The organism is Halomonas sp. DP4Y7-1 (assembly GCF_019800705.1).
In the GTDB taxonomy this organism is placed as follows: Bacteria; Pseudomonadota; Gammaproteobacteria; order Pseudomonadales; family Halomonadaceae; genus Halomonas; species Halomonas litopenaei_A.
Genome location: NZ_JAHVKS010000003.1, coordinates 558,691 through 564,690, shown reverse-complemented (window position 1 = coordinate 564,690; position 6,000 = coordinate 558,691). Strand labels below are relative to the sequence as shown.

Annotated in this window: 2 protein-coding genes; both read right to left on the bottom strand. The window is 60.2% G+C overall.

Going from position 1 to position 6,000, the window contains the following annotated elements:
* Positions 1-727: 727 nt before the first annotated feature.
* Positions 728-3,598 carry an FAD-binding and (Fe-S)-binding domain-containing protein gene (locus tag KUV72_RS08970; RefSeq protein WP_261317413.1) on the bottom strand — a complete coding sequence of 957 codons (2,871 nt, stop codon included), beginning with the start codon at positions 3,596-3,598 and terminating at the stop codon, positions 728-730.
* 161 nt (positions 3,599-3,759) lie between these two features.
* The gene (locus tag KUV72_RS08965) at positions 3,760-5,853 is read right to left on the bottom strand and encodes a hypothetical protein (RefSeq protein WP_222238041.1); all 2,094 of its coding nucleotides are present in this window, start codon (positions 5,851-5,853) and stop codon (positions 3,760-3,762) included.
* Between the last annotated feature and the right edge of the window lie 147 nt (positions 5,854-6,000).

Genomic DNA, 6,000 nt, shown 5'->3' with positions numbered 1-6,000 from the left:
TTAGGCCTGCCGCCAGCGTTCAATCTGAGCCATGATCAAACTCTTCAGTTTAAAGTCTGATAGTCCGTTAAGCGGACCAAACTTGGCTCAAGGTTCAAACGTCTCGTTTGACGAGTCGCTTGCCTTGATATTTCAGTGACATTGTCACTGACTCATCGGCAAGCGCCCACATGAATTACCTGATCAATTTTTAAAGAGCGTGCTCTTGACTCTGGTGAGCTCAATGAGCGCCTCGCTGTTGCCGAGCGCTTTGCTCAGCGCCCTGCGAGGAAGGCGTATTCTACAGAATCGAAGCGTTTCGTCAAGCGCTTTCTTTTGCGTCCTGCAAGCGATGCTTGCAGACTTCAAAAGAGAGCGAAGCGTGCCTCAGCACATCCTTCGATGCCCTGTCGGCGACTCCGATCAAGTGGCGAGCATTCTACCAATTTCTCGTTGCTCGTCAAGCAGTGATTTTTCCGAGAAGCTTAAAAAAGCCTTTTCAAATCAACTACTTTTACCACTCTTCACCGCCTGTGACGTTTGCTCGTCGCCGGCAGCGGATGCGTACTTTACGGATCTCGAGGCAGCTTGGCAATAGCCTGAATCAAAAAAGTTCATCGCCCTGTCTCTTCTTTGTCACACACCCGGTCATACGCTCCTGCACACGCGCTCTATCTACACTCCGTTGGCGACTTCTATCGGGGCGCCAAGCCGCACCTCTACCCATAAAGGCGCGCGCAGAAGTGTGCTATGAGTTGACGCCCCTCGGCTGGCTGGCACGATCAAGCAGCTCAAGGATTGAGTGGTACGTCAGGCCTGAGTGCTCGGTCATCCCCATTTCACAGGTTCGCGAATTGGAGACACCAAATTCGCAGCCCACCACTTGCCCCGCAAGGTCCTGCAGGGACGATGCGGTCAGCTCTGGCACCCGTAAACCCTTGTCGCCCGCAAAACCACAGCAGCTGATGCCCTCTGGAACGACAACGTCCTTGGCACATGCACGAGCCAGCGCGATAAACGCCTCAGTCAGGCCTTTGCGATGACTGGAGCAGGTCACATGAACGGCGACCTTGCTTTCCACCGGGGCGATGTCCAGGCGAGGCAGCAGATAGTCATGGGCAAACGCGACCGGCTCCTGAATCTTCAAACGCGCATCAAGGTGCTGCTCCACCTGCTGACTGCAGGGGCTGGTATCAAAGAGGATCGGCACCCTGCCGTTATGGCTTGCGGCCAAGAGCTCTCGGTTCAACTCCCTCGCCTTGTGCATGGCCTCATTCGCCATCCCCTTCGAGGAAAAGGGCATGCCACAGCACAGATGACCCGGCATTTCAGGAATGATCACGTCATAGCCGGCCTTGTCCAGAAGCGCCAGTACCACTTCCATTACCGCCCGCGCACTGCTGTCGCGCTTGTCTGCGCCGAAGACTCGCGTAGCACAGGAGGGAAAGTACACCACTGGGTCGCGCCCCTCGCCCACCTGGGCCACGGATGACAACACGCGAATGGGGGCGGCCGCGGGAATCGACGGAATCCACTGGGGAATCCTCTTGTTGCTGACCCGGTGCAAGCCCTGGCTTGCCGTCGCCATCAGCCTGTCGCCGATCACCGCCCTTGCGACGCTTGCCCCTCGCAGGCCACTTCGTGCGACTCGGGTCACACCGGAAAAATGCCGTCCGATGCGTCTCGCCAACTGCTGCTTGCCGACATGCCGCTCTTCACGCATGGCAAGCACCAGCTCGCCGGTATTGATGCCGACGGGACAGCGGGTACCACACATACCATCTGCCGCACAGGACGTATCGATGTCATAAAGTGCTGTCCGACCAAAGGCTTCCGACCGCTCCCTGTCTGCATCGGTGGGTTGCTCAAGGTTGGCCAGCCTGGCCTGCTCACGCGTCAGCACGATGCGCTGGCGGGGTGTCAGCGTCAGTTCCCGGGAGGGGCACACCGCTTCGCAGAAGCCACATTCGATGCAGCGATCGACGATGGCGTCAGCCTCGGGCAGAGGCTTCAAGTTCTCGAGGTGCAAGGTTGGATTTCGGGTCAGCATGACCTCGGGATTCAACAGATGGTCCGCGTCGAACAGCGCCTTGATCTGCCACATCAGGTCATACGCTTCCTTGCCCCATTCCAGCTCGACAAAGGGGGCCATGTTGCGGCCTGTGCCATGCTCCGCCTTCAGGGAGCCACCGAACTCAACCGCCACCAGTTGGGCGACGTCAGCCATCAAGGCCTGATAACGCTCTTTTTCGCCCGCGCGCTCGAAGCCCTGTGGGAAAACAAAATGCAGGTTGCCCTCAAGCGCGTGACCAAACAGCAGGGCATCGTCATAGCCATGGCGCTTGAACGCGGCGGTCAGCGCGGCAACGCCCTCCTCCAGCCGCTCGATCGGAAAGGCAACGTCTTCGATGATCACCGTCGTCCCCAGGTCGCGAACGGCACCCACCGCCGGGAACAACCCCTTGCGCACTTTCCAGTAGAGGGCGTAGCTGACGGGATCTTCAGTGAAGGTGACAGGCTCCAGCGTCATGATGCCCTCAAGGGCCTGATTGACGTCATCGATACGCGCAGCCAAGGTGTCGCCATCCTGCTCACGAACATCCACCAGCAGCGCGGTGGCACCTGACGGCAGATCACGAAGGTGCTCGGGCATCCCTGGCTGCCGCTCCACCGCGCGGAGTCCGGCACGATCCATCAGCTCTACTGCCGCTACCCCCGTACCCTTGAGCGCGATGGTCGCACGACAGGCACTGCCCAGGTCGGGGAAGAAGATCATGGCCGCTGCACGACGGGGTGGTTCTGGCACGGTGTGATACGTAATGCGCGTGATACAACCGAGAGTCCCTTCAGACCCGATCATCAGGTGGGCCAGGATGTCGACGCCATCACGGTAATCCAGCAGACTGTTCAGCGCGTAGCCGGTGGTATTCTTGAGCCGGTACTTGTGGCGAATACGCTTTGCCAGTTCGACATCGGTACGCACGCCGGCGGCCAGCCGCTCCAACCCGTCCAGCAGCACCGCGTGACTCTTGCGGAACGCCTCGACACTGGCCGTGTCAGCGGTATCGAGCACAGCACCATCCAGCAGCACCACGCGGATACTGTCGAGCGTCATATAGGTATTCTGAGCGGTGCCACAACACATGCCGGATGCGTTATTCGCCGCGATACCGCCGATCATGCAGCTGGCAATGGACGCAGGGTCAGGGCCGATCTTGCGATCGAAGGGCGCCAGCAATTCGTTGGCCCTGGCACCAATGACAGCGGGCTGCAGGTCGATGCGAGCCCCATTGTCGAGCACTTCGGCACCCCGCCAACCACGGCCGAGCTGAATCAATACACCGTCGGTGATGGCTTGCCCGGACAATGACGTGCCGGCCGCGCGAAAGGTCATCGGCCAGTGCCCCTCGCGGCAGGCCTCAATCACAAAGCGCAGCTCCTGCTCGGTCTGCGGCCGCACCACCAGGCTTGGCACCAACCGATAAAAGCTGGCATCCGTCCCATAGGCCAAGCGTCGCAATGGGTCGGTGACCAGGCGCGCGTCTGGCAGATGCTGCTTCAATCGCTCGACCAGCGAGTCCATGGAGATGCTGGGGGGTGTGGTGGAAATGGCCGTCATGATGCTCTCCCTGTCCGATGGCTAGTATTGCAGCTGTTCAGATGCAAAAACGCCACTCCTGAGAGTGGCGTTTGGCGCTTCGGGGTTAGTCAGCAGGCCTGCTTCGCGCAGATGCGCAGACCCGCCCTCCACAAGTAGGCCTGCTATCCTGGCACCGGTTATCAGGGCCTGACATCGACGCGAACAATGCCGCCATTGCCACCGTAGCCGGTGACCGAGACCTGGTACTCACCAGGCTCCAGCGTGGTCTCGATCAATGACCCGAGGTCGGTGCTGCCGCTGTCGTCATCCTGAAAGAAGACGCCATTACCCTCGAGCTCCAGCAGGGTATCCACGGCCTCCGACTGGGTCTCGACGCTGACCACACCAGCCTCCTCGACGACCAGGGTATAGGTCAGCTCGCCATTGACCTCAAGCTGGCCATACACCGTTTCGCCAGTGCGAATCTCACCACCGGTGCGGAAATCGCCGCTGAACGGCTGCTGTGTCAGCCTCAGTGAATAACTGCCGCTGCCACTGAAACTTTGCGCGCTCACCTGATACGTACCCGGCTCCAGTACGGCATGGATGCGCGAATTGGTGCCAGAACCGCCATCGTCGTCACTGGTGTCGACACTTCCTCCGCTCAAGCCCAGCAAGGCATCGAAGGCACTGGAGTTCAGTTCCAGCGTCACTTCAGCCGCCTCATCAAGCGTAAAGGTGTAGCCATTGCTACCGCTGCTTCCCAGCATGCCTCGCACCGTCTCGCCTGACTGCAGTTCGCCGCTGTTTCGCAACTCACCGTCAAAGGCATTGACGCTGGACTCGAGCAGGAAGGTCCCGGCTGACGAACCCGAGTAGCTGCTGACTTCGACCCGGTAGCTGCCCGGCTCCAGCACGGTATCGATGCGGGAGTTGGTGCCACCACCGCCGTCATCATCGCTCAAGGCTACCCCGTTGCCCTCCAGATAGAGCTGGGTATCAAACGCCGAGGACGACACTCCGATCGATACTTCGGAGGCCTGTTCGATGGTCAGGGTGTAGGTATTGGGCTGCATACCACCCGCCATGCCCTGAACGGATTCGCCAGGAACGAGCTCGCCATCGTTCTTCAGCTCGCCATCAAACGGCGTCGTGTCGAGCTCAAGTGCATAGGCTCCGGACTCTCCGCCATAGCCAGTGACCACCACGCGGTAGTCGCCTGGCATGAGAACGCTTTCAAGCAGGGAATTGGTGCCGCTGCCAGTGTCATCGACATCGATGTTGGTCTGGCCGCCGCGCACCTGCAGAACCGTATCGAAGTCATCTGAGCTGAGCGACAGAGTGACGTTGGTGGGCTCTGCAATAGAAAGCTCGTAGGTGTTGCTGGAAGAGGCGTCATCCAGCGTGCCGGTAATGCTGTCACCAGAACGCAGCGGACCGCTGTTGCGCTCGCCACGCGACAGGTCAGCCTGTTCCATCGTCAGACGATAGCCGCCGCCCACGCTGACGAAGTCATCTTCACAGGCAACATCCACCCGCTCCTTCACCGGCTGACCCGGCACCAGACGCACCTCGTAATCGCCAGGCGTCAGGAAGGCCTCCAGCGTCTGCTGGTCATCGCCACAGCGGGCTGCCTTGTGGGATGCATCGTTGCCTTCGAGCACCAGCGCGGCACTGGACGCGCCGGCCAGCGTCAGAGTGACCTGACGGGTGTCGTCCAGGCTGATGGGGTAACTGGCCGTCTCCTCGCCCAGAACGCCGACGACAGCCTCGCCATCCGTCAGCGACTCGGCGCCCTGTTGCTGGGAAGGTGTCAATGCATAGGGGCCAAAGCCGGACATGTCGGTGCTGTTGACGACCACCAGCGAGCAACCTTCTGACGGCCCCAGCAGCAGCGATGCCGGCGCCTGCTCAGAGCTTTCCGCCCCGCCCTGCCAACGGCCACGTTCGTCATAGACCGAGAGCGTGGCGGCGAACGGCGAATCCAGCTGATACAGCTCACCCGCACCTTCGCTGCCACAGACCCAGTGGCTTCCAAAGCGCGACCCATTGTTGAGGTTGACGCCACTCTGCGATGTCAGCTCGCCTTCGATCGTTTCGCCGGCCGCACTTTCCGGCGCCTCGATAAAGCGGCCCTGGGCAGATGAGCTGGCTTGGCCATCATTCGCGGACTCTCCGTCCGCTCCTTCCTGACAGCCCGCCAGCAACACTGCCAGCGACAATCCGCCGACCAGCACCACTGGGGAAAAGGAAAGGAATATCGGGCGCTTTTCGCCCAGCGGTTGTTTCGACATGCCTGCCTCCATGTAACGGGTTGCACTCCGTGCACCGACAACTATGCGATATCGGAAGCACAACACTATAGCCAACTTATATGACAAACGTCAGGGTCATCCGCGCAGGCCGACTCGGTAGTGTCGTACTTTCTTCGCGTATCGGTG